The sequence below is a fragment of the Cytophaga hutchinsonii ATCC 33406 genome, assembly GCF_000014145.1.
GTDB classification, from domain to species: domain Bacteria; phylum Bacteroidota; class Bacteroidia; order Cytophagales; family Cytophagaceae; genus Cytophaga; species Cytophaga hutchinsonii.
The window spans coordinates 3,051,850-3,074,227 of sequence record NC_008255.1; the positions used below are offsets into that span (position 1 = coordinate 3,051,850).

The following is a 22,378-nucleotide window of genomic DNA, read 5'->3' on the forward strand; positions in this document are numbered from 1 at the left end:
CCCACGAGTTAACTCGTGGGATTTTTTAGTGTATTAATATAAAGTACATGGTTTATAAAACCGTGAGTTTACCTGCCTTGCCGGTAATTTTTAATGGAATGGAAAGACCTGCTTTTGAATCATTGGTTAAGCCATCCGTCTTAGGTTTTTTCTTAAGGTTTTTAATCGGAAGCAATACATAGAATTCCGATTCACCATCTGGTTTTATCTGTACATCTAAATAGAAATATAGAATATTGGTAACATACAACGTACGCGGAATATGTATAACATGGTGCTTGATATTAATCGATGAGGTTATGTTTTCAAACGTAACGTGCCGCAGATCTTTTTCATCAAAGCCCACCTTAGTAAGTTTCAGCAGTGGTTCAACATTGGTCAGTTCAAGTTTATTAATCGAATAATTTCCGTTGATGTAAATAGAGCTGGTATCCATTTCAAGACCCGAACTTAATTTGAAAAAGGAATAAATATTTCCGCTCACAATACCATGAATGTTGTCTGAGTTCAGCATTTTTTGTTTGAAATTATTAAAGGCTCTGAATACCTCATCAATCTTAAACTTCTGCATACTGATATTACTCTTACAATGAATTTCATTTTTAACAGGCGTGAAACTGCTGGTAAAATTCATAATGCCGCCAAAAGAATTCATGGATTCAACAATCTTAACAATCTTGTTGTTGATCTTAATATCCAGTTCAATATTATTGCCGTGATAATTTCTTGCAGTGAATGTTTTTACTTTACCTTTAAAGCTCCCCTTCATGTCATAAGGCAATATAAACCGGCTGTTTTCAACAACATGAATTTTTCTTTTCGGTTTGCTTTTATTGTTATCAGCTTGCTTGTATTGTCCTGCAGAATTGAAATCACTGAAATGAAATTCATTTGATGTAAAATTCACATTCAATATTAAGCCTGTTGTATCTTTAAAAATAGAATTGAAGAGCTTATTGGCCGTGCCATTCAGGAGCATATCCGTTTTACCTGATTTTACGCTTAACGACTCAATGCGTATGGAATCATTGCGGAAAGCAATTTTGCCATTCATATCATTAAAGGGAAAATGTACCTTATTCAGTTTTAAATTAACATGATTCAATTGTATGTCTCCGATCATAATTGGTGTCACATCGGATTTTCTGAAAATGTAATTTAACGGTCCGTCATAATGCAACGCCACACCGATGCTGCCGTCTACCGTTGTATATTTATCAAACTTGACAAGATCGAAAAGGGTTTTACTTTTCAATTTCATTTTAAGGTCTGTTTTTAAAATCGGATTTATGAAATTTTCAACAGACAGATTACTCGTACGCACCGTATCTGTATTGCCGATCAATGCAACAAAATCCTTGAATGTGATTTTATAATTTTCAATCTTAATGCTATCTGTTGAAGTTAAGTTTCCTGAAAATTTCATATGATCAATAGTCGTATGAATGTTTTCATTATTGATGGAAAAATTATTGGTAGAAAAATCAATATCAAACTCCGGTTGATAGCCTGCTAATAAACGAATATGAATATCTGCTTCGGCATTTATGTTTCCAGCCAGTTTCAGAGGTTCCAGCTTTTGCGTCCAGCGTACAGGAATCAATCGGAATACCTCTTTAATATCTGCTTCCTGTGTTACAATATTTAAGTGCATTAAGGATTTATTCTTGAAGTCAATATTCCCTTTTGCCAGAAAACTATTTTCTTTGGATCTAAGCACGCTGTTTTCAAACGAAAATAATTTTGCATCGATATCATAGCTAAAATGAAAATCAGCATGCAGCTCAGAATCTTTAAACAGCGTACCGGGTCTTAACGTTACTTCATTGGAATAAATCTCACCCACAAAATCACCATTCAACACATTTGATGTGAGTGTTAGCTGGGTTTCTGTTCCTTTAAAAGTTAAATGAACCTGTTTGGTTTTATACATATTTTTATAAAACACTTCTATATTATTGAATTTTACTGTTTCAATACTGAAATCAGCTATATCATTCGGTTTCTTTCTGGTAGAATCGTCTTTATAAAAGATATCAAAATCGCGTACACCCAATGAATCCACACGGGCATCGATTTTTCCATCTTCCAGTGTTATCTGTTCCACTTTATATCGTTTCATCAAAATATTATGCGGTGAAAACAGCACTTCAAATTCCCCGATTTCAACAAACGGAACCGTGCTTTCCGTTGATTTAGGAAGTGATACACCATGTAAACGGAATGCGATAAAAGGAAAATTCGTAAAGGGAGAAATGGATACTTTTCGTATCGTAATCGGTTTTTTGATCCTGTTATTAATCGCAGAAACAACACCCTGTTCAATTTCTTTTTTATAATAAACAGATATTGTTGCTATCGCTATAAAATATAAGGCTACCAGAGCGGCTAAAACTAAACCAATTCTTTTTAAATATTTTAAAAACATATGTTATTGGAATGATGAGGTTTAAATCTGCTTGATGCCTCAATTACCGTTGCTTTATAAAAATAATAATAATATATTGAGTAAACATTCTTTTGTGGGATATATATAACTATTTATAAGATACCTGTAAATACTCATGCAATGAACTATACAAAATCTGCCTTAGGTAGTTTAATAGGGATTATTTTTTTTGCAACCATTGTTTCTTCCAGCTTCAATACGAAGTCTCCGTGCGCTGTTCAGTTCAGTTACCTGAAATACGATGTAGAAATTCAGGATAAAACAGTTGGCTGGATGACTTCCACAAAAACAACAGCACCTGACCAGGGATTGATAAATTATAATATTGACTCCAAAGTAAACGTCAATGTTATTACCAATTACGATATTCAATTCCGTTCCGAATCTTCGTATCAAAAAGGCGAATTGCTGAAAGCAAATTATTTCACAAAAGTAAATGGCGATACGCAGTCATTCTCAAATATCAATTGGACCGGCGCAAAATATATTGGTTGGGATGGTAAAAGTTACAGCGACATTGGCAGCACAAAAATTACACAATCCATTGGCAACTTATATTATAAAGAACCGGTAGGCATATCTCAATTGTTTTCTGAAAAATACATGGCCTTTTGCCCGGTTACAAAATCAGGCGATTATTATATTGTTTCCTTCCCCGATGGAAAAAGCACTTCCTATAAATATCAAAACGGTATTTGTATCTGGGCAGAGTCAAAGCAAAAATTATATAAAATTGTTTTCAGGCTTGCTGAAATTAAATAGTATAGTTATCCCCTGAGGATACTTCTATTCAGCAGCTTCTTACTATGCCCCTTCACGTTATCCCATCATGAAAATCGGTTTGCTTTCAGATACACATTCGTATATAGACGATACAATATTGAATTACTTTAAAGAGTGTGATGAGATCTGGCATGCGGGAGATTTCGGCAACATTGGTGTGTACGATAAGCTGAATGCGTTTAAACCTACATTAGGTGTGTATGGCAACATCGATGGGCAGGATGTGCGGATCGTATTAAAAGAAGATCTGATCTTTGAACGTGAAGGTGCAACCATCTATATGACGCATATCGGCGGCAGTCCAGGCAAATATTCACCCCGTGTTAAAAAAGTAATCGCTGCACACAAACCAACTATTTTTATCTGCGGCCACAGTCACATCTTACGTGTGGTGAGTGACCCCATGTATGGCGGTATGCTGTACCTGAATCCGGGTGCGGCAGGTAAAGAAGGTTTTCATAAAATGCGTACCCTGCTCCGCTTTGAACTTGTTGCCGGAAAAGTGATCAATATGCAGGTTATTGAACTCGGCTTGAGGGGGAAATAAAAAAGACGTTTACTCCGTAAACGTCTTTTAAATAAGATATGAATGAATTCGAATGAATTAAGCTTGTTTTTTCAATTCTTCTACATCCACGCGACGAATTACAGGAACACTAGTCATTTGTTTGATAACTGCCTGTCTATTATTCGCAACCGCTTTGTTTCTTCTGTCTTTTCTTTTAAGTCTAGTAACGCCCATGTCGGTAATGTTTTTATTCTGAAGGAATGCAAAGATAGCATATTATTACAATAATAAAAATAGTTTCTGTTTATTATCAAATAGGCATTCCGGAGTCCTTTTTGTAATTTCGGGTCTATTTTGAATACAAACTAATGGAAAAACCTTCATTACCGAAAGGAACAAGGGATTTTGGCCCTGCTCAAATGTTAAAGAGGCAGTATTTACTGCAAACAATACGCGAAATATTTACCAAATATGGCTTTTTACCTATTGAAACGCCTGCCATGGAAAATTTAAGTGTGTTAACAGGTAAATATGGCGATGAAGGCGATCAGTTAATTTATAAAATATTGAATTCCGGCGATTTTATTCAGGGCGTTGAGCAAAATCATCTGCAGGAAGGATATAAAAAATTAATTCCGAAAATATCAAAAAAGGCGCTTCGGTACGATTTAACAGTGCCATTTGCCCGGCACGTTGTCATGAACCGCAACGATATCACCTTCCCGTTTAAACGCTACCAGATTCAGCCCGTATGGCGAGCAGACCGTCCGCAGAAGGGCCGTTACTGCGAATTCATGCAATGTGATGCAGACGTAGTTGGTACCGATTCGCTGTTATGTGAAGCCGAAATTGTGCTGATGATCCACGAAGCTTTTGCAGCCTTAGGTATTACAGATTTTGTTGTTAAAATAAATAACCGTAAAATCCTTTCCGGTATTGCAGATGCTATCGGAAAAGAAGGCAGTGAAGCTGAATTGTGTGTAGCCATTGACAAACTGGATAAAATCGGTAAAGAAGCCGTTTTAGAAGAATTAAAAACAAAAGGTTTTACAGATAGTCAATTAACCAGACTTCTTCCTGTTTTTGACCTGAAAGGCAATAATGCAGAGATTTTCCCATTGCTTCGTACTATTTTGGCACAAAGCAGCGTTGGATTAAAAGGGATCGATGAATTAGAAAAAGTATTTACCCTGATCGAAAAATCAGGACTGGGCAATGCTTCCATTGAAACAGATCTTACCTTAGCCCGCGGACTTTCTTATTATACAGGAGCGATCTTTGAAGTAAAAATCCTGAATGTGCAGATGGGTAGCGTTTGCGGCGGCGGTCGTTACGACAACTTAACAGGCGTATTCGGTCTGCCGAATGTATCCGGTGTCGGTATTTCTTTTGGTATAGACCGTATTTACGATGTAATGAATGAATTGAATCTGTTTCCTTCACAGGAATCCAATTCTACCCGTTTATTGATCTGCGCCTTTGATGAAAACACGTTCATGCATGCCTTGCCAATGGTTACAAAACTACGTGCACAAGGTATTAATACAGAGCTGTACCCCGATCCGGTTAAGATCAAAAAACAATTAAGTTACGCAGACGATAAAAAAATTCCGTTTGCTTTATTGATCGGTGAAGATGAAATGAATCAGGGTTTATATTCCCTGAAAAATTTAATTAGCGGAGAACAGTTTAAAGTAACGTTTGACGAAGTTGTCCATAAACTTATATAATCTTTTGAAACGAATAACAACTTTTTTTCTGGCATTAGCCGCATGCATTTCTGTACTGGAACTGCATGCTCAAATTCATGCTGAGTTTTCTGTTGATGCGACTAAAGGTTGTATTCCTTTTACGGTAAACATTACAGATTTATCCGGTTCAACGTCTGCAACACCGTTTTATAATTACGATTACCTGGGTGGTACGCAGGGCGGCTTTACCACATCTAAAGTACATACCTACACTACGCCAGGCACATACCGCATCCACCAGTTCATCACTACTGATATTCCTGCAAATTCATACGATGTCGACATAGTCGTGGTTGCTTCCCCCACTCCTGTCATTACATTGAAATCGTGTGCAGGAAACATAGTTGACGTTACCGTTGATGCCGTGTATGATCAATATCTGATTGATTTTAACGATGGTTCAGCAAAACAAACAGCAGCGCCCGGTTCAACTACCAGTTATATGTATGGTTCCGAAGGAATGAAATCGGTTACGGTAACCGGTTCATTCAATCCCAATACCACTACCTGCGGCAGTAAGACTTCTACCGTTTATGCTCTTACCGCAGTTGTTAAGCCAGACATCATTGATTTAAGGATGCTGAAGCAACACACCAGTGCAGGCTCCATCAGATTAAATTTTAATGCCTTGCAAGGGCAAAACTATCGCATTGAACAATGTGTAACCGGAGGAACGTTCCTCCCTGTATCAACATTTACGGCAGGTGCTTCGGGAATACAAACGTATACAGACATCAACCTCAATACGCAGGCAAATGATTATCAATACCGCATTGTAGCATTTAATGATTGCGGAACAGAAATACCTTCTGACATAATTTATTCTGTAGGTATTGACGCTACACCTGCTAATATGGTAAATAACATATTCTGGAACAACGACGGGCCGGTTAATTCCTTTGATGTATACCGTAACGGAGTAGTGCTTGTTCATTTACCCGGAGCAAGCACAGGTTATCCAGACAATGCCGTCATTTGCGGTTTTTCTTACACGTATCAGACAACAGCAACATACACTACTACTACATTATCAGGTGTTCCGCATAAATCCTATTCAATCGATACAACCATTATCGCAACATCTACCGTAATTCCTCCAACGCTTACAGATGTAAATTCAACGATGAACGGCAATACAGCTACCATATCGTGGACAAATGCTGTTGGCATTTCAAGCTACAATCTGTATGTTTCACAAAACGGCGGTGCTTATTCGTTAGCAGCAAAACCAGGCAGCAGCCCTTATTCCTATTCAGTTCCGAACACGTCAGATAGATATTGTTTCCAATTAACATACAGCGACAACTGCAACAATACATCCCTTCCATCCAATTTAACCTGTCCCGTTACATTACAGGGTGTACAAACAGGTTCCAATATCATACTCAGCTGGACCCCTTATAGCGGATACAACTCAGGTGCAGTATCCTATACGGTACAAAAAATTGATGAAGCCGGGAATGTGCTTACAGAAATCCCTGCTACAGGTACTACGTATACAGAAACAGTAACTCTTACTGAGCCCTATTTAAATTATAGAATCAAGGTAACGACCGCAAACCCTGCGTTTACGACAGGTTTTTCCAATAACAGCTTGTTTAAATTTGAAGCACAGGTTTTTGTTCCCGATATTTTCACACCAAACGGTGATGGCGTAAACGATCATTTTATTGTTAAATCTAAATATGTAAGCACGTATAACATTACTATTTATACCCGCTGGGGCGAAGTGGTGTATGTAAGTTCAGACATTAACGCCGGTTGGAATGGTATGAATAATACAGAGTATGCACAAGACGGTGCTTACACCTATAAAATAATCGGCACAGATATTCACAACAACGAATTTATCCACACAGGAACACTAACATTAGCACGATAATTATGAGCATGTTTGATATGATGGGCATGATGGGCAAGGTTAAAGAAATGCAGGCCCGCATGAAAGAAGTAAAAGACGGATTGGTACATATTACTGCTGACGGCGAATCAGGCGCAGGACTGGTTACAGCTACAGCAAATGGAGCAAAGCAGGTAGTCCGCATCAATATTGATCCTTCTTTACTAAAAGAAACAGACCAAATTATTCTTCAGGATCTGATTGTTGCTGCGGTAAACAAAGCGCTTCAAAACGCCGAAGAAAAAGCACAGGCAGAATTCAAGAAAAAAACAGAAGGTCTGTTGCCGAATATACCCGGCATGGATCTGGGCAATATGTTTGGAATGTAATGCCGCACACTACTGCTGTAGTAATACTGAATTGGAATGGTGTAGATCAGCTGCGCACGTTTTTACCATCTGTCATTACACATACGCCAAACGCTGAAATCATTGTTGCCGATAATGCATCAACAGATATTTCTGTTGAATGGATACAACAAAACTATCCATCGGTACGCATTATTACCCTCAATCAAAACTATGGCTATGCGGGAGGCTATAACCAGGCACTGAAATCTGTTGACGCAGATTATCTGGTACTGTTAAATTCAGATGTAGAAGTTACGGAAGACTGGCTCCAGCCATTGGTTCAAACATTCGAAACCAATCCTGCTGTTGCTGCCTGCCAGCCTAAAATACGTAGTTACAGAGAAAAAAAGGTATTTGAATATGCCGGTGCAGCCGGAGGATATATTGACCAATACGGTATTCCTTTTTGTAAAGGACGTGTTTTTCATGAGCTGGAAGAAGATACCAATCAATACAATCAAGCGGCTGAAATATTCTGGGCAAGCGGTGCATGCATAGCCGTACGCAACGATATCTTTAAACGCATCGGCGGATTTGATGCGGATTTTTTTGCACACATGGAAGAAATAGATCTTTGCTGGACCATACACAGAATGGGTTATTCCATTCAGTATATTCCGGAAAGTCTGGTGTACCATGTTGGCGCGGCTACTTTAAAAAAAGACAATCCTAAAAAAACATTTCTGAATTTCAGAAATTCTTTATGGATGCTGCAAAAACATTTGCCGTCCAATAAATTATTTCCTGTTATTTTTTTAAGAATGTGTTTAGACGGACTGGCAGGATTACATTACTTAAGCAAAGGTCAATGGAGACAATGCCTGGCGGTGTTTAATGCACACATGTCGTTTTATTTCAGTGCTAAAAACAAGGGCAAACGCAAACGTCTTAAGCAGCTGCCTTTCTACTACACCGATGTTCCAGTCATTCTATCAAAATCTCTGATCTGGGCGTATTACATCCGCGGTAAAAAAGTATTCAATCAATTATTTTAAAATTTCCATTTCTACCCTTCTGTTGAGCTTGCGGGTTTCTTCAAATGCATTATCTGTAATTGGGAATGCACCGCCATACCCTACCGTTTCTATTCTGTCTGCAGCAATTCCTTTGGAAACCAGATAGGCTTTCACTTTAGATACCCGCTGTTCAGAAAGCAGCACATTCAGTTTAGCATCTCCCTGGTTGTCTGTGTGACCAATAAAACGCACCCGCACATCTGTTTCCCGATTCATCCATTCTGCTATCATATCGAGTTCTTTTGCTGCCTGAGGAAGTAATTCCGATTTACTTTGTGAAAAAAGTAAATTCTTCAATACAACCCGATCTACTTTAATATATGCCGGAGCGGTATCGGCAACGATTTCAATCACTACAGGTTTTTTATATTGAATGGCATAAACACCATTATTAAGCGTATCTTTTTTATCCATCACAATACCGTATTCAGACAGTGCTACCTTACGTTGTGGCACAACAGGTTTGGTATAATCCTGATGCATGATAGAAGAAATCCGTTCCGGATGTTTGTATCCAAAAGGCATGGTACGGATATATACCATGGAAATATCATCTAATGCCAGATCATTTCCCGTTGCATTGCTGTTTAAATTTTCAATACACACACGCACCGGTCCTTTGTGTTCCCCTGAATACCAGATCGTAGAAGCGTTCAGCCATTTAAACATGTGAAAATAATCCCGTTCGATCAGGATCTCTTCTGAACCGATCGTGACTTTTATATTTGGATCATTCCCTTTCACATCACCGCTTTCAAATGCAAAGTTTGTTTTGGGCGGAAGCAGGCGATACAGGTTACAAAAGAAGAGAGAGAAATTATATTCTGAATTGGGAATCACATCTACCATTCCGCACCAGGCTTTTTTACCCGGTGTACCGTCTGAATTGATAATCATATATAAACCATATCCCCCTTCCGTATGATCGCCGCCGACAGGATCTTTAAAATCTTTATTATGGTAGGAAGCCTGATCGGTTATGGTATAATACCCTGGAGGAACGTTTGCAGAAGAATGCTGGAATGAACTTTCAAATCCCGTATTTCCGGATTCGAAAGAACCATTGGGAATAATATTGGTGTTTGCCTGGGCAAATATGCAGTACGGATGCAACACCAGAAACAACACTATATGTAATACATATAGTACTTCTCTTTGTTTACTTGCTCTAACGAATTGCCGCATGAACGGGTCAGGTTTTGTCTTTAAAGCAAGGATAACGATAAAACCAGATTTTAAATATCCCAAACAGGCTTACGGTTGTTTCTTAAATGCTTGTGCATGTTCATTAAGAACCCCATACCCATGTAAATAATAATGGGTGAGCCAAATGTGAAGAAAGATAAATAAATAAAAAATAAACGAATGCTGGCAGAAGCGATACCAAATCGTTCTCCCCAATAGGTACATACTCCAAATGCTCTTGACTCGAAAAAAGAACTTAGCTTATTCATTGTATTTCTGATTAATCGCTTTTCTATCAAGTTAAATATAGATAAAATTTCACAATTTCCATAAAATAAAAGTGTAAATAGGTTGTTTTAGATGTTTGATAGACTTATTTTCGCACTCAAGGAAACCTAATTTGTTGATACAATTATGATATTAAATAGACAAACAGTAGCATTAATGACAGCTGGTTTGTTAGCATTTAACTCTTGCTCATTAAAGCAAATGGTTAAAATGGCTAAAGACCAAGAATTAACAGTAACACCATCTCCTTTAGAAGTTCATGGTGATAGTGTAGCTTTTGACATATCAGCAACACTCCCTGTTAAAATGTTGAAAAAGAACAAAATATATTCTGTTAGCACATTCTATAAGAGTGGTGATAACAAAGTAGAATTGGGTTCATTTGATTTTGTGTCAACAGATTACCCTGATGCAAAAACAACTGCTCCGCAAATTAAAAAACACCAGGCCTTCGCTTACAAACCGGAAATTGGTAATGGCGATTTACTTGCTGTTGGTACTGCTTCTAACTTAGACAAAACTAAAACGAAGTCTACAGAAGAATTCCCGATTGCAAAAGGTCTTATTACAACATCCCGTTTAGTAAAAGATTATTCTTATGTTGCTTATGCTGATCACGGTTACAACAACAAAGAAGAATTAATTGCATCTACCGTTAATTTCTACTTCGAACAAGGTAAATCTGTTTTGAGAAGTTCTGAAATGAAAGGCCAGAATGCTAAATTTTTGGATGCCTTCATTACTGCGAAACACGTTACACGTACAATCAGTGTAATTGGTCAGCACTCTCCGGAAGGTACTGAAACTAAAAACACGAACCTTGCAAATGAGCGTTCAGTTGTTATTGAGAAGTATGTTAAAGCCAGAATGAAACATTTCAAACAGGATTCTCTGGTAAATACAATTCAATTTGTTACAAAAGGTGATATCAAGGATTTTGAACCAATGAAAGCTGAAATTGCTAAGAGTACAAAATTGACTCCTGAGCAAAAATCAGAATTATTGAACATCATTGCTGGTAGCGGAGATTTTACTTCAAAACAACAGCAGATCGAAAAATTGCCATACTACAACAAATCAGTATTAGCGCAATTATATCCTTCATTACGTACAGCAAGAACTGAAATCTGGACAGTAAAACCTAAGAAAACGGATGCTCAGATTTCTTTATTAGCTGGTCAGATCACTTCAGGTAAAGTTTCAGTGGATACACTTTCAGTTGAAGAATTAGGCTATGCAGGTACATTAACTCCTATTCTTTCTGAAAAAGCTGCAATCTACGAAGCATTAGCTAAAAAGACTGACAACTGGGTTGCTTATAACAACTTAGGTGCTGTTTATGTTGAAATGGCTAAAGTTGAAGTGGATCAAAACAAAAAAACTGAGTTAGTAAATAAGGCTATCAACACGTTAGAAATGTCTATCAAAAAACAAGATAACGGTGAGGCTCATGTTAACTTAGCTTCTGCTTACATCTTATCAGGTGTTAAAACATCTGCACGTGATGAAGCAAACAAAGCAGTAGCATCTAATGCATCTGACGCTGTTAAAAAAGGTGCTAACGGTATCTTAGGTACTGTTGACATCAAAGACGGTAAGTATGAATTAGCATTACAGGATTTCTCTAAATCTAACGATTCAATTCAGGTTAAATTCAACACTGCTTTAGCGAGCTTATTGAAAAAAGATTTCAATACTGCAAAAGCTGGTTTTGCTAACTATACAGCTGCTGCTCCAAACGACGCTGCTGGTTTCTATTTAGCTGCAGTTACTGCTGCCCGTCTTAAAGATGAAGCTACATTAACTACTAACCTTAAAAAGGCGAAACAATTAAGCCCTAAATTTGGCGAAAGAGCTGTTTCTGATATGGAGTTCTACGATTACTGGAATTCTGATAACTTCAAAAATGCTTTAAAATAAGCTTATTGATATTTCGAAAAAACCTCTGCAGAAATGCAGAGGTTTTTTTTTGCCTTATATTAAGAGTTATCGCACTATATTCAACGATTTATCTTTGTAATTGCGGGCAATATATTTATTTTTGTCAGCTTGATATTTATTGAAAGTACGTTATGAGAGAAATACAATTCCGTGAAGCGCTTCGTGAAGCGATGAACGAAGAAATGAGAAGAGACCCAAATGTATTGTTATTGGGTGAAGAAGTTGCTGAATATAATGGTGCATATAAAGTAAGCCAGGGCATGTTGGATGAATTCGGTGCAAAACGAATCATTGATACCCCTATTTCTGAATTAGGTTTTGCAGGTATTGGCGTTGGTGCTGCGATGAACGGCCTCCGTCCGATTATCGAATTTATGACATTCAACTTTTCACTTGTTGCTATTGACCAGATTATCAATGGTGCAGCGAAAATCATGTCTATGTCAGGCGGTCAATATACAGCTCCTATTGTATTTAGAGGGCCTACAGGTAACGCCGGACAATTGAGTTCACAACACTCTCAGAACTTTGAAAACTGGTTTGCAAACACGCCGGGTTTAAAAGTTGTTGTTCCTGCAAATCCATATGACGCAAAAGGTTTATTAAAATCGGCTATCCGTGACAATGATCCTGTAATCTTCATGGAATCTGAAGTTATGTACGGCGATAAAGGACCCGTTCCTGAAGGTGAATATTTATTGCCTATCGGTGTTGCAGATGTAAAACGTGAAGGTACAGATGTTACGCTGGTATCTTACGGTAAAATATTAAAAGTAGCGTTACAAGCTGCTGAAGACCTTGCAAAAGAAGGTGTCTCTGCTGAAGTAATTGACTTACGTACTGTTCGTCCGATTGATTTTGAAGCAATCGTTCATTCAGTTAAGAAAACAAACAGACTTGTTATTGTTGAAGAAACATGGCCATTGGCGAGTATTTCATCTGAAATCTCTTACCATGTACAACGTTATGCCTTCGACCACCTGGACTCTCCTATACTTCGTGTAACAAGCCGTGACTTACCGCTTCCATATGCGCCAACATTAATCCAGGAAATCCTTCCAAATGTAAAACGTACTATTGATGCTGTTAAAACAGTTATGTACCAGAAGTAATTGAATATTCATTGATTGAATATATAAAACACAAAAGACGCTGCACAGCGTCTTTTGTGTTTTATAAGCAGATGAACCAGCTTGTTACAGGAACAGATTACAGACAATAATTCATTTTATCTGGAAATGAATCCACATAAAATTGATACATTTACGGTTAAATTGAATTAAAAATGGAAACACTCTCCATAATTATCCCTATATATAATGAAGAACATAATATTCCGGCTTTATATGCGCGGTTAAAAAATGTTGTTTCATCGTTAGAGTTAACCTATGAATTTGTGTTTGTAAACGATGGCAGTAAAGACAATTCCATTACGCTGATCAAACAGCTGGCGTCCATTGATCCTGCCGTTAAGTATATCGACTTCAGTAGAAATTTCGGGCATCAGATTGCTGTAACAGCCGGATTGGATGGCTGTACAGGCGATAAGATCGTGATCATTGATGCCGATCTGCAAGACCCGCCTGAGCTGATCGGCGACATGTATGCGAAAATGCAGGAAGGCTATGAAGTAGTCTACGCCAAACGCAGAAGCAGAAAAGGCGAAAGCTTTTTAAAAAAATATACCGCACAGGTTTTTTACAGAACACTTGCCAGCATTACCTCTATTTCTATTCCTGTTGATACAGGAGACTTCCGGATGATTGACCGTAAAATTGTAGATGTGCTAAAAAACATGCCTGAGCAGCACAAATTTTTACGTGGCCAGATTTCCTGGATCGGATTCAACCAGACATTTGTTGAATATGACCGTGATGAACGCTTAGCCGGAGTTACAGGCTACACCTACAAAAAAATGATCCGGTTTGCGTTAGACGGTATTACCTCTTTTTCCGATTTGCCGATCCGGTTTGCAACCATATCGGGATTTGTGGTTTCGTTTATCGCATTTATCATTATGCTGTACGCCTTATATTCCAGATTTATCCTTCAGGATTACGTACCCGGCTGGACATCCCTGATCTTAAGTGTCATGTTCATCGGCGGCATACAATTAATCGCTATTGGTATTATTGGTGAATACATCAGCCGCATCAGTTCCAATGTAAGAAAACGTCCCTTATATATTGTTCGGGAAAAAACCACTACCTCAAAAAAAGACTAATGATTGCGTTTTTTAAGCATGCATTTTCAAAAAGCAACAAACCCTTGTTGCTGGCATTACTTATCAATGCCTTGATTCACCTTCCTTTTGTTAACAGGCCACCTGAAAGTGCACACATCTGGAGACAATGCAATACACTTGCTATTGCACGCAATTTCCATGAGGAAGGAATGAATATACTTGAACCACGCGTTGATAACCGGTTTGATCAATCGGGTATTACAGGAGCAAATTTTCCTGCCTATGAATGGGGCCTGGCAGCTATTTACCAGATAACCGGGGAACAGAACTGGGTACACCGGGTATATACAACCGTTATCTTCTTTATCGGTATAGCCGGATTATTTAGCCTCTTATACTACCTTTTCAATAATTATGTCATAGCAAATTCCGGGGCCATTGCCTTATTATTTTTCCCCGACCTGTTTTATTTTCAATTCAATGCCTTGCCCGACATTCTCGCTTTGACGTTAATGATTTGGGGCTTCTATTACTTTGTGCGCTGGTTTGATACCGTAAAAACAACCGAAAACAATATCGTTTTTTTTATAGCCAGTATGCTCCTGTTGTCGTTAGCGGGACTTGTTAAACTTTATTTTTTACTGATTGGTTTTGCCATCGTTGGAATGCTCATACAGGATTACAAACAGCTACTTTCACTACAGGTGCTTATCTACCTGTTCATATTCGGACTGGTATCGGTTGGTATCCCGATTGCATGGTATCTGTATGCGATTGAACTGATAAAAAAATCCGGACTGGCAGATTTCGGATTAGAGATCCGTTCCGAAACAAACATCGGAACCATCATCCACATTCTTACCCAGAACATTACCTCTGATTTACCGGAATTAATTTTAAATTTTGCCAATACAGGTTTTGTGCTTGCAGCCTGTTATTACTTTTTCAAACGAAAAGGATATAAAAAAGCATATTTCATACCGGCATTGTTCTTATTCATTGGTATTGTTTTATACCATATGGTTGAATTGAAGCAAATGAAATATCACAGCTATTATATGATGCCCTATTACCCGTTTTTAGCATGTATTGTTGCTTATGGTGCTAACAAATTGTGGAGACACGGGTTTGCAGCTGTTGTACTGCTTTTGATAGCAGCCAACCCGATTGTAGCCGCACTACGGATCTTGCCTGCGCGCTGGATGAATCCGGATAAATATGTTGCAATGGAATTGTATAACGAAGATACCCGGGCTCAGCTTTCAAATGCGGTTCCGAAAGATGCCTTATGTATTGTAGGAGAAGACGATTCGCATTGCATCTATTTTTATTTCCTGCACAAAAAAGGATTTGGATACGATACGTGGGACCAGTTATTGAAAGCAGATACACTGATGACAGAACCGCGGATCAAAAATTATATAGACCGCGGAGCAACATATCTTTATATTTCAACCAAGGATACAATACTGGTGCCCGAAAAAACAGAACTTGCTCCCTACCTGGAACAACGCATTGATTCTGTGGGCAGTTTTTATGTCTATAAATTAAAAAGATAGCTGAGCGTTAATACGCTCAACTATCTTTTCATTAACTTTTCAGTAATCTCAATAATATCCTGCGTAGGAATTTGATACGCAATATAATTTCCCGCTAATACGGTTAATGATGCAATCGTTGTACCTATCTTATCCGTAGAATTTTTTGTACGCCCAACCAATCTACCTACAAATACTTCTCCGTATTTAAGATAAGATAAACTTCCTTTCTTCAAGCGTGTAACAACAGCTTTGTTATTTAATTCGTCTGTCAGTTTTTCAAAATTCATAGCTTCAATTTTTATTGTTAATACCTAAGGCTTCAAATAATCCTTTCATATAAGACGCTTATACATGAATTATATTGTAGCCGCAATTAAAAATTACGGTATTTGAATATCGCTATTTTTACCAAAGAATTCAAGCTTAACAGGATGAATTATTGAAAAATTAACATACCCGATACAACAAATTCGTTTTATTATAATAAAAAAACAGATTGATGTAATACATCACATGTTCAACAACATACTCTTATTAAAATTGTTTTTTATAAACCAATTTCCCGGCTACATAAGTTGCTTCAACGGTTTCTTCTGTTCCCAGCACCGTTAACAAAAACAATGCTTCCTGAATAGATGTTACGCGTTCCATACGCTCTTTCATTAAGGAAGTAGCGTGTGTATTCAATACGATAAAATCAGCCTCTTTCCCTGCCTCCAGTGTACCGATCTTATCTTCGAGCGACAATGCCCTTGCGCCTCCTAACGTTGCCAGATACAGCAGCTTTACTGCATCCAGGGGAACATTCCTCAGCTGACCGGTTTTATAGGCTTCATTTAACGTAACCAACATTGAAAAGCTTGTCCCTGCTCCAACATCCGTACCTAAGCCAACTTCTACCGGACGTTTTTTATTTTTCGCTGCCGATACATCAAACAAGCCGCTGCCTAAAAACATATTGGATGTAGGACAATGTGCCAATGAAGTACCTGTATCGTAACAGCATTGAAATTCTTCTTCCAGTAAATGTACGCCGTGCGCATACAGGGCCTGCTTTCCTGTAAGTCCGTAGTGGTGGTATATATCCAGATAATTTTTCCGTTCAGGGAATAAAGACGCAGCCCATGCTACCTCCTTTTTATTTTCAGATATATGGGATTGAATATACGTTGTTGGATGTTCTTTCCATAATTGCCCCGCAGCCTCTAACTGTTCAGGGGAGCTTGTAGGTGCAAATCTCGGTGTGATAGCGTACGACAACCTGCCCGTACCATGCCATCTTTCAATAAGCCGTTTAGAATCGGCATAGCCGCTCTGTACTGTATCCAGTAATCCTTCCGGTGCATTACGGTCCATCAGTACTTTGCCCGCAATAAGCCGCATGTTTATTTTTTGCGCTTCTTCAAACAATGCATTAACCGATTCGGGATACACGGCGCAAAAAACCATAGCAGTAGTTGTGCCGCTTTTCAGCAGCTGATCCATAAATCGTTTTGCAACATTTTTACAATGAAACGGATCACTGAATTTCAATTCTTCCGGAAAGGTATATGTATTCAACCAATCCAATAATTGTTCGCCGTATGAACCGATCATATCCGTTTGCACATAATGAATATGCGTATCAATAAAACCGGGTAAAATAATTCCATGCGGATAGGTTTGCACAGGAACTGCGGCGGGTAACGAACGAAGTAATTTTTGTGCAGTTCCGCATGACAGAATTTTGCCTGCATCAATAATCAGTAAACCATCTTCTATATACTGCAAACAGGTTTCTGCTGTTTCAAGAAAGGGATCGCCGGTAAGGTATACGATGGCTCCGCGTACAGCAAAACAATTTGATCCATACTCCTGCATTAATTCATTCATAGGCTAAATATACCTGTAAAAAAGATTGAACGGAATAACTTTTATCAAAAGGCCGGCAGCATGCATAATCAGTACAGAATATACTCAAATAGCACAATAAAAAACAGGTTTTCATCAAATTGTTTTTTGAAAAAGTATTTGATAGTCTGCTACTATTTGTCTGTAAAAAAAAACTACATTTAGTAAAACTTAACACTTACACCCATGAAAAAAATAACTACCATTTTATCTTTTATTTTATTCTCATCCATTTCTTTTTTAGCACAGGCGCAAACACATGATGAAATGTTTAACACGGTTTTCAAACAGGAAAAAAGAGCTTATTTTTCTGACAACATGCATCTGAAAGCAGACGAGTTCGATAAATTCTGGAATGTTTACGGATCATTTGAAACAGACCGTACAACATTAGGTGCAGAGCGTATTGACCTGCTAAAAATGTATGTTGAAAAGTATCAGACAATGACCAATACCGATGCAGACATCTTCATGAAAAAATGGCTTGCATTGGACAAAAAAGAAGATGCATTACGCGGAAAATATTATGCTAAAATGAAAAAAGAATTGGGTTCTAAAACAGCTGCACATTTTTTACAGTTAGACGATTATATTCAGACGGCAATCAAATTTGAGATTTTAGACGAACTGCCTTTTATCGGTGAATTTTCAAATTAAATATTGGTTTTAACGCAGAACATCCTGCATAGACAGGATGTTCTGCGTTAAATTTTACCTGGGCCTGTATAATATCATTGGAACGTCCAATGAATAAACAAGCTTCTAAAAATGGTTTACAAATCGTGACAGCCCGGACTACTTTTTTTGATAGCACGGATGCGTTCATCTGATTTTTTATTACGTTGGCGAATAAATAAACACGTTTTCTTCTCTGTAAAACTCCTGTATTTATAATCACATCACACAACCTTGTTGAATCAAACATACCTCTTACTTTAACAGGTGTATAATTCTCCTTATATCTTTTCCCGGTTACATATCCTGTTTGCTGGAAAATAGAGGATCACCGGAGTACACCAGGAAAAACACACAAAGGCTGCTGAGAGAACAGATCAGAACAAAAAAGAATTATTCAAATGCTCCTCGTTATTTAATCCTCTTTATGACTGTTCAACCGTCCTTTCAGATATAGAAATGCCAATACAGGAAATATCAAAAAGCAGATACTTAAAATAATGGCCCAGGGAAAATTCACTTCAGGTGTATGCGCTTCTGCCCCGTGCAGCGGTATTTCGGCAGCCTGTCCGCGGTTAATTTTCTGACTCAACTGCTTTGCGTTGGTATAACGTCTTTCCCAAAGCGGACCTGCATAACCATACTTTTTTGCCATGCTGTAAAGATCATTCACCTGATAGATATTCATACCGGTAAGTAAAGAAAGATCTGCAAGATCAAATAAAAGCTGGGCAACAATTTTATCTTCTGAATGAATAAATGTCAGCCGCTCATTCAGCTGATAAAATAAGGCTTTACGCAAGTGCTGTAATTCTGTTTTTGACAATTCCGAAGCAGGCATGGAATCTCTGCCAAAATCCGTATGCAATAAGAAATTTGTATTCATGAATTTATTACCACCGATCTTTGCTTCAAGTATCCGTATATGCAGCCATTCAGAACTATCATGTGATGCAGGATTCAACTGCACAGCTTTCTGAATCCATGTGAGGGCATTCTTATTATCGCCAAGCAGTTCGTATACCGTGCCCAGGTTTGATGCCGTGGTATACTGATCGGGTTTTGCTTTTTCGAGCTCCAGGTAACTGTTTTTAGCTTCCTCATATTTACCATTTACAACAAGAACCAATGCATAATCCGTTAAATACGTTATATCCTTTTTGGCTTTCCATAAGCTATCTAACCGCAGCAATACTTTTTCATTCTGATGAACCAGAACACTGCCTCCGGGAATCGTCAGGCTTTGATTTTCCCTGGCAATGACTGTGCCGTCGCTCAGCATGCGCATACCTTGCATGCAGGCAAATGAATAGGTAAATGAAAAAAATAACGCTGCGGCAAGACATACAACTCTTATCATGTAAGTACAAAGATTTCTAAGTAAATGAAATAATATTCAGGGGAAAATACTATTCTTATGTTAATATATTTAATTATATCGGTTATTCAAATAGTTGAAAAGAGAAAGAGAATAAATAGATTCACCGGCTTTATCGTCCAGATGTTTTCCTGTTGAAATTGAATTGTATTTCATCGCGTATCATCTCCGGACACCAACAATAAACGGTTGAATCCAGTTCGTAAATATCCGTCAATAGCCATATGAGTGCCTTATACACACAAACAAAAAAGCCTTCCCGTAGAATACAGGAAGGCTCTGAATGTATGTTAGTGAAGAGACTAAACAGCTTCTTTTTTCGTGTTTCTCAAACGCTCGTTCTCGTCAAGAAGGATCTTACGCATACGTAAAGACTTAGGCGTAACCTCGATGTATTCATCCTTCTGGATGTATTCCATCATCTCTTCTAATGAGAAGTTAATCTTCGGAGCGATCTTAGCGTTATCATCTGTACCGGATGCACGCATGTTGGTCAATTTCTTTTCGCGCTGTACGTTTACCGTGATATCGTTCTGACGGTTGTGCTCACCGATAACCATACCCTGGTAAATAACATCACCCGGTTCGATGAAGAACTTACCTCTGTCCTGTAATTTATCCAATGCGTATGCAGTAACATCACCGCTATCCATAGAGATGATAGAACCACTCACACGTTCAGGGATAGCACCTTTATAAGGCTCGTATCCGTCGAAACGGTGTGTCATAATTGCTTCACCGAATGTTGCCGTCAACACGTTTGTACGTAAACCGATGATACCACGGGAAGGTATTTTAAATTCTAAGTGTTGTAAGTCACCTTTTGGTTCCATGATCAGCAACTCACCTTTACGCTGCGTAGCCAATTCAATTACTTTACCGGAAGTTTCCTGAGGTACATCCACTACCAGTACTTCTACCGGTTCGCAACGTTTGCCATCAATTTCTTTATACAATACTTGCGGCTGACCCACTTGTAATTCATATCCTTCTCTTCTCATTGTCTCGATCAATACAGACAAGTGAAGAATACCACGGCCGAATACTAAGAATTTATCTTCAGACTCACCTGGTTGAATACGTAAAGCAAGGTTTTTCTCTAACTCTTTCATCAAACGATCTCTCAGGTGACGGGAAGTTACAAACTTACCTTCTTTACCGAAGAACGGAGAGTTGTTGATTGTGAAAAGCATACTCATGGTAGGCTCATCAACAGCGATACGTGGTAACGCTTCCGGTTTTTCAAGATCTGTGATTGTATCACCGATTTCGAAATCTTCAATACCAACTACGGCACAGATATCACCAGCTAAAACGCTTTCAACACGTACTCTGCCTAAACCTTCGAACGAGTGAAGTTCTTTGATTTTTACTTTTTTGATCGAACCATCCATTTTAGTTAATGAATACTGTCCGCCTTCTTTTAATTCGCCTCTGAATACACGACCGATTGCGATACGGCCTGTGAATGTAGAGTAATCCAATGAAGTGATCTGCATTTGAGGAATACCTTCATGCACCGGTGCAGGTGGAATGTGATCCACGATTGCATCCAGCAAAGGAATGATATCTTCTGTTTTCTTTTTCCAGTCTGTGCTCATCCAGCCACCACGGCCAGAACCGTAAAGTGTAACGAAATCAAGCTGATGCTCGTTTGCACCTAAGTTGAACATTAAGTCGAATACTTCTTCGTGTACTTCGTCCGGACGGCAGTTTTCTTTATCTACTTTGTTTACGATCAGGATCGGTTTTAAGCCCAAGCCCAATGCCTTGCTCAATACGAAACGCGTTTGAGGCATAGCGCCTTCAAATGCATCTACCAATAGCACTACACCATCAGCCATTTTCAATACACGCTCCACTTCACCACCGAAATCGGCGTGACCTGGTGTATCGATAATGTTAATTTTATGTTCTTTATAACGAATAGAAACGTTTTTAGCTAGAATTGTAATGCCTCGTTCACGTTCCTGATCGTTGTTATCCAAGATCAAGTCTTCGAATACTTGGTTCTCTCTGAAGATTTTAGACGCGTGAATGATTTTATCAACCAATGTTGTTTTACCGTGATCGACGTGTGCGATGATCGCAATATTCCTGATACTCTGCATAAATTGAATTTTATAAGGTGCAAAAGTACGGAAAAAAAGCTTAATGCGAAAAGCTTAATGCTTAAAGCTTTGAAAAAGAAGCTAAAATACATCTTCCCTGAGGCCTAAAGCCGAAAGCCTAAGGCTGAAAATGCTATTTTTAAGCTGAAAACAAGGTTTTTAAATCCCTTAAAATTAATGAAAAAGTAATATGCTTCAGGTAAGATAAAGTAGAATGCGAACCTAAAAACGTAAAAGCCTGCCTCAATTTCTTGGGGCGATGCCCCAAGTTGAACTATGTCAGCCTTTCAGGCTGAAAAGCACTCTAACCAGTACATCAAGTGAACTATTAAAGGACTCAGCCTGAAAGGCTGTAATAGCAAAACTTGGGGCATCGCCCCAAGAGTTAGCCTTCTTCCCTTTCACAACTTGGGGCGATGCCCCAAGT

At 38.3% G+C, this 22,378-nt stretch carries 19 protein-coding genes; 11 read left to right on the plus strand and 8 right to left on the minus strand.

Features of this window, described 5'->3' with window-relative positions:
• Positions 1-52: 52 nt before the first annotated feature.
• The gene (locus CHU_RS13000) at positions 53-2,428 is read right to left on the minus strand and encodes an AsmA family protein (protein ID WP_011586032.1); all 2,376 of its coding nucleotides are present in this window, start codon (positions 2,426-2,428) and stop codon (positions 53-55) included.
• 141 nt (positions 2,429-2,569) lie between these two features.
• On the opposite strand from CHU_RS13000, the gene CHU_RS13005 reads away from it, so the two are divergent.
• A complete protein-coding gene (locus tag CHU_RS13005; RefSeq protein WP_011586033.1) occupies positions 2,570-3,211 on the plus strand; it encodes a DUF6134 family protein in 642 nt (213 codons plus the stop codon).
• A gap of 67 nt (positions 3,212-3,278) precedes the next feature.
• Positions 3,279-3,779 (plus strand): metallophosphoesterase family protein, encoded by a 501-nt coding sequence (locus CHU_RS13010; protein WP_011586034.1) that lies wholly within the window; start codon positions 3,279-3,281, stop codon positions 3,777-3,779.
• A gap of 57 nt (positions 3,780-3,836) precedes the next feature.
• Here CHU_RS13010 and CHU_RS19600 read toward each other — a convergent pair whose 3' ends face one another.
• Positions 3,837-3,974, minus strand: coding sequence for a hypothetical protein (locus CHU_RS19600; protein ID WP_018344838.1), 138 nt, complete (start codon positions 3,972-3,974; stop codon positions 3,837-3,839).
• Positions 3,975-4,108: 134 nt separating this feature from the next.
• On the opposite strand from CHU_RS19600, the gene hisS reads away from it, so the two are divergent.
• Genes hisS through CHU_RS13030 form a run of 4 tightly spaced genes read left to right on the plus strand, consistent with a single transcriptional unit; the run spans position 4,109 to position 8,736 of the window.
• A complete protein-coding gene (gene hisS / locus CHU_RS13015) occupies positions 4,109-5,470 on the plus strand; it encodes a histidine--tRNA ligase (RefSeq protein WP_011586035.1) in 1,362 nt (453 codons plus the stop codon).
• Positions 5,471-5,474: 4 nt separating this feature from the next.
• Complete coding sequence (locus CHU_RS13020; RefSeq protein WP_143144016.1) at positions 5,475-7,373, plus strand: gliding motility-associated C-terminal domain-containing protein; 1,899 nt, start codon at positions 5,475-5,477, stop codon at positions 7,371-7,373.
• 8 nt (positions 7,374-7,381) lie between these two features.
• Positions 7,382-7,720 (plus strand): YbaB/EbfC family nucleoid-associated protein, encoded by a 339-nt coding sequence (locus CHU_RS13025; RefSeq protein ID WP_011586037.1) that lies wholly within the window; start codon positions 7,382-7,384, stop codon positions 7,718-7,720.
• Complete coding sequence (locus tag CHU_RS13030; protein WP_011586038.1) at positions 7,720-8,736, plus strand: glycosyltransferase family 2 protein; 1,017 nt, start codon at positions 7,720-7,722, stop codon at positions 8,734-8,736. Before CHU_RS13025 ends, CHU_RS13030 begins: the two co-directional genes overlap by 1 nt.
• Here CHU_RS13030 and CHU_RS13035 read toward each other — a convergent pair.
• Both CHU_RS13035 and CHU_RS19300 read right to left on the minus strand, forming a co-directional pair.
• Positions 8,728-9,942, minus strand: a complete 1,215-nt coding sequence (locus tag CHU_RS13035) for an OmpA family protein (protein ID WP_072355989.1) — start codon at positions 9,940-9,942, stop codon at positions 8,728-8,730. The genes CHU_RS13030 and CHU_RS13035 overlap by 9 nt on opposite strands.
• Positions 9,943-9,992: 50 nt before the next feature.
• Positions 9,993-10,211 carry a PspC domain-containing protein gene (locus CHU_RS19300; RefSeq protein WP_072355981.1) on the minus strand — a complete coding sequence of 73 codons (219 nt, stop codon included), beginning with the start codon at positions 10,209-10,211 and terminating at the stop codon, positions 9,993-9,995.
• Between the two features lie 145 nt (positions 10,212-10,356).
• On the opposite strand from CHU_RS19300, the gene CHU_RS13040 reads away from it, so the two are divergent.
• The 4 genes from CHU_RS13040 (at position 10,357) to CHU_RS13055 (ending at position 15,915) form a co-directional block, all read left to right on the plus strand.
• The gene (locus CHU_RS13040; protein ID WP_011586041.1) at positions 10,357-12,150 is read left to right on the plus strand and encodes a tetratricopeptide repeat protein; all 1,794 of its coding nucleotides are present in this window, start codon (positions 10,357-10,359) and stop codon (positions 12,148-12,150) included.
• Positions 12,151-12,302: 152 nt separating this feature from the next.
• On the plus strand, positions 12,303-13,283 hold the full coding sequence (locus CHU_RS13045; protein WP_011586042.1) for a pyruvate dehydrogenase complex E1 component subunit beta: 981 nt from the start codon (positions 12,303-12,305) through the stop codon (positions 13,281-13,283).
• Positions 13,284-13,456: 173 nt separating this feature from the next.
• Positions 13,457-14,395: a glycosyltransferase gene (locus tag CHU_RS13050; protein ID WP_011586043.1), complete on the plus strand. Its 939-nt coding sequence runs from the start codon at positions 13,457-13,459 to the stop codon at positions 14,393-14,395.
• On the plus strand, positions 14,395-15,915 hold the full coding sequence (locus CHU_RS13055; RefSeq protein ID WP_011586044.1) for an ArnT family glycosyltransferase: 1,521 nt from the start codon (positions 14,395-14,397) through the stop codon (positions 15,913-15,915). Before CHU_RS13050 ends, CHU_RS13055 begins: the two co-directional genes overlap by 1 nt.
• Before the next feature lie 20 nt (positions 15,916-15,935).
• Here the strand turns inward: CHU_RS13055 and CHU_RS13060 are convergent, their stop codons facing one another.
• Together CHU_RS13060 and guaD are read right to left on the minus strand one after the other, a co-directional pair.
• Positions 15,936-16,184, minus strand: a complete 249-nt coding sequence (locus CHU_RS13060; protein ID WP_011586045.1) for a hypothetical protein — start codon at positions 16,182-16,184, stop codon at positions 15,936-15,938.
• 247 nt (positions 16,185-16,431) lie between these two features.
• Positions 16,432-17,769 carry a guanine deaminase gene (guaD, locus tag CHU_RS13065; protein ID WP_202944117.1) on the minus strand — a complete coding sequence of 446 codons (1,338 nt, stop codon included), beginning with the start codon at positions 17,767-17,769 and terminating at the stop codon, positions 16,432-16,434.
• Positions 17,770-17,973: 204 nt separating this feature from the next.
• Between guaD and CHU_RS13070 the strand changes: the two genes are divergently transcribed.
• Positions 17,974-18,444 (plus strand): hypothetical protein, encoded by a 471-nt coding sequence (locus CHU_RS13070; RefSeq protein ID WP_011586047.1) that lies wholly within the window; start codon positions 17,974-17,976, stop codon positions 18,442-18,444.
• Positions 18,445-18,877: 433 nt separating this feature from the next.
• Here the strand turns inward: CHU_RS13070 and CHU_RS13080 are convergent, their stop codons facing one another.
• Together CHU_RS13080 and typA are read right to left on the minus strand one after the other, a co-directional pair.
• The gene (locus tag CHU_RS13080; protein WP_011586049.1) at positions 18,878-19,822 is read right to left on the minus strand and encodes a tetratricopeptide repeat protein; all 945 of its coding nucleotides are present in this window, start codon (positions 19,820-19,822) and stop codon (positions 18,878-18,880) included.
• A 320-nt stretch (positions 19,823-20,142) separates the two neighbouring features.
• A complete protein-coding gene (gene typA / locus CHU_RS13085; protein ID WP_011586050.1) occupies positions 20,143-21,951 on the minus strand; it encodes a translational GTPase TypA in 1,809 nt (602 codons plus the stop codon).
• Positions 21,952-22,378: the final 427 nt, after the last annotated feature.

What these genes read in the sequence shown, in the direction of transcription:
- hisS (WP_011586035.1), top strand. Translation starts at nt 4,109, where the DNA reads ATGGAAAAACCTTCATTACCGAAAGGAACAAGGGATTTTGGCCCTGCT.
- CHU_RS19600 (WP_018344838.1), bottom strand. Translation starts at nt 3,974, where the DNA reads ATGGGCGTTACTAGACTTAAAAGAAAAGACAGAAGAAACAAAGCGGTT.
- CHU_RS13030 (WP_011586038.1), top strand. Translation starts at nt 7,720, where the DNA reads ATGCCGCACACTACTGCTGTAGTAATACTGAATTGGAATGGTGTAGAT.
- CHU_RS13035 (WP_072355989.1), bottom strand. Translation starts at nt 9,942, where the DNA reads ATGCGGCAATTCGTTAGAGCAAGTAAACAAAGAGAAGTACTATATGTA.
- CHU_RS13045 (WP_011586042.1), top strand. Translation starts at nt 12,303, where the DNA reads ATGAGAGAAATACAATTCCGTGAAGCGCTTCGTGAAGCGATGAACGAA.
- CHU_RS13050 (WP_011586043.1), top strand. Translation starts at nt 13,457, where the DNA reads ATGGAAACACTCTCCATAATTATCCCTATATATAATGAAGAACATAAT.
- CHU_RS13025 (WP_011586037.1), top strand. Translation starts at nt 7,382, where the DNA reads ATGTTTGATATGATGGGCATGATGGGCAAGGTTAAAGAAATGCAGGCC.
- CHU_RS13055 (WP_011586044.1), top strand. Translation starts at nt 14,395, where the DNA reads ATGATTGCGTTTTTTAAGCATGCATTTTCAAAAAGCAACAAACCCTTG.
- CHU_RS13000 (WP_011586032.1), bottom strand. Translation starts at nt 2,428, where the DNA reads ATGTTTTTAAAATATTTAAAAAGAATTGGTTTAGTTTTAGCCGCTCTG.
- CHU_RS19300 (WP_072355981.1), bottom strand. Translation starts at nt 10,211, where the DNA reads ATGAATAAGCTAAGTTCTTTTTTCGAGTCAAGAGCATTTGGAGTATGT.
- CHU_RS13010 (WP_011586034.1), top strand. Translation starts at nt 3,279, where the DNA reads ATGAAAATCGGTTTGCTTTCAGATACACATTCGTATATAGACGATACA.
- CHU_RS13040 (WP_011586041.1), top strand. Translation starts at nt 10,357, where the DNA reads ATGATATTAAATAGACAAACAGTAGCATTAATGACAGCTGGTTTGTTA.
- CHU_RS13070 (WP_011586047.1), top strand. Translation starts at nt 17,974, where the DNA reads ATGAAAAAAATAACTACCATTTTATCTTTTATTTTATTCTCATCCATT.
- CHU_RS13080 (WP_011586049.1), bottom strand. Translation starts at nt 19,822, where the DNA reads ATGATAAGAGTTGTATGTCTTGCCGCAGCGTTATTTTTTTCATTTACC.
- CHU_RS13005 (WP_011586033.1), top strand. Translation starts at nt 2,570, where the DNA reads ATGAACTATACAAAATCTGCCTTAGGTAGTTTAATAGGGATTATTTTT.
- typA (WP_011586050.1), bottom strand. Translation starts at nt 21,951, where the DNA reads ATGCAGAGTATCAGGAATATTGCGATCATCGCACACGTCGATCACGGT.
- guaD (WP_202944117.1), bottom strand. Translation starts at nt 17,769, where the DNA reads ATGAATGAATTAATGCAGGAGTATGGATCAAATTGTTTTGCTGTACGC.
- CHU_RS13060 (WP_011586045.1), bottom strand. Translation starts at nt 16,184, where the DNA reads ATGAATTTTGAAAAACTGACAGACGAATTAAATAACAAAGCTGTTGTT.